Source organism: Streptomyces sp. NPDC002130, assembly GCF_040296465.1.
GTDB lineage: Bacteria > Actinomycetota > Actinomycetes > Streptomycetales > Streptomycetaceae > Streptomyces.
In genome coordinates this window covers 1-1,430 of the sequence record NZ_JBEOXI010000834.1, presented here as the reverse complement: position 1 = coordinate 1,430, position 1,430 = coordinate 1, and the positions used below count along the sequence as shown (strand labels likewise).

2 protein-coding genes and 1 pseudogene are annotated in these 1,430 nt (G+C 66.0%); 1 reads left to right on the top strand and 2 read right to left on the bottom strand.

The features are described 5' to 3' along the window. Positions 1-155: 155 nt before the first annotated feature. Both ABT116_RS46110 and ABT116_RS46105 read right to left on the bottom strand, forming a co-directional pair. Positions 156-1,091 (bottom strand): protein kinase domain-containing protein, encoded by a 936-nt coding sequence (locus ABT116_RS46110; RefSeq protein ID WP_351647173.1) that lies wholly within the window; start codon positions 1,089-1,091, stop codon positions 156-158. A 141-nt stretch (positions 1,092-1,232) separates the two neighbouring features. Further along, positions 1,233-1,358 (bottom strand): dienelactone hydrolase family protein, encoded by a 126-nt coding sequence (locus ABT116_RS46105; protein WP_351647171.1) that lies wholly within the window; start codon positions 1,356-1,358, stop codon positions 1,233-1,235. Between ABT116_RS46105 and ABT116_RS46100 the strand changes: the two are divergent. Then, positions 1,342-1,430 (top strand): annotated as a pseudogene (locus tag ABT116_RS46100) (large conductance mechanosensitive channel protein MscL); the annotation flags it as partial. The gene ABT116_RS46105 and the pseudogene ABT116_RS46100 overlap by 17 nt on opposite strands.

Below are 1,430 nucleotides of genomic sequence, written 5' to 3'. Positions count from 1 at the left end.
CGACTTCAGCTCGGCGAGGTAGGAGTTCCACTGGGACAGCGGGCGCTTGCCGAGGCGGCTGAGTCGGAGGTCGCGCGCCAGATGAACCTCGGACATTCCGCCGAAGCCGAGAATCTCACCCAGCTCGTAGCGGGAGGAGAGATTGCGGGGTGTCGTCATTGGTCTTGTCCTAGCGGTTCTTCAGCGTCTCCGGGATCCGCCAACGGCTCAGTGGTCGTTGTGGTCGTCGTTGTCGTCGTGGTGGTGGTTGTGGTCGTCGGAGTTGTTGTTGTCGTGGTCGGCGTTGTCGTGGTGGTTGTCGGCTCGGTCGTGGTTGTCGTCGGCCGAGTCGTCGTTGTTGTCGGCTCGGTGGTCGTCGTCGTCGGCCGAGTCGTCGTCGTGGTGGGCTTGGTCGTCGTGGTGGTCGGCAACGTCGTGGACGTGACGACGGGCGGCGTCGGGTCGCTCGGACCGTCGGTCGCGATCCAGACTCCGCCGATGATCAACGCCAACAAGATCAATCCGCCGCCGGCCCATGCCACGGCCTTCTGCCCACTGGTCATTCCGCCGGCTGCCGCGTCGTCCGCTGCGGCTGCGCCCGTCACCGGGCCCGCGTACGTCGGCGGCATGACCTGCGTGGCACCTGTTGCCGGCAACGCGCTCGCGGCACCGGTGGCGAGCAGACCGGGCGGCGGTGGACGCCTCCCTGCCCGAACGGCTGCAACGGCGTCGGCGAACTCACCGCCACTGGCGTAGCGGCCGGCCGGATCCTTGGTCAACGTGATGTCGATGAGCTCGCGGATGTTCGGCGGCAGGTCGGCCGGCATCGGTGCCGGGGTTTCCTGCACGTGCTTCATCGCGACGGTCAGCGCGCCGTCACCGGTGAACGGGCGTCGACCCGAAAGTGCTTCGTATCCGACGATTCCCAGCGAGTACACGTCACTCGCCGCGGTCGCGTCCTGACCGAGGGCCTGCTCGGGCGCGATGTACTGGGCGGTGCCCATCACCATTCCCGTGCGCGTGACAGGTGAGTTCTCGACGGCCTTGGCGATGCCGAAGTCCGTGATCTTCACCTGGCCCGTCGGCGTGATGAGGATGTTGCCCGGCTTCACGTCGCGGTGTTCTTGCCGTGATCGGCATCTACTACTTCACCCGATCACGTCGGGCGCATAGTCGAGCGGTAACGGCTGAACAGGTTCAGGACGAGATCACCGGCACGGTGGTCAAGCGGGTTCCCTGACTTACGTTGGCAATCACAGGGTTTCGGCGAAAAACTCCATAGTGCGGGTCCAGGCGAGGGCAGCAGAATCCGGGGCGTAGTGGCTGGTCGAAGTGTCGTTGTTGAACGCGTGGCCGGCGTCGGTGATGGTCCTGCCCATGGCGAAGTACCTGGCCCGGCAGGAGGCCCGCCGGAAGGCCAAGGAGGGCACGCAGGAGATCATCGAGGTGAC

Bases quoted from the DNA above. Each gene is read 5' to 3' on its own strand.
- ABT116_RS46105 (WP_351647171.1), bottom strand. From the start codon at position 1,358: ATGGGCAGGACCATCACCGACGCCGGCCACGCGTTCAACAACGACACT.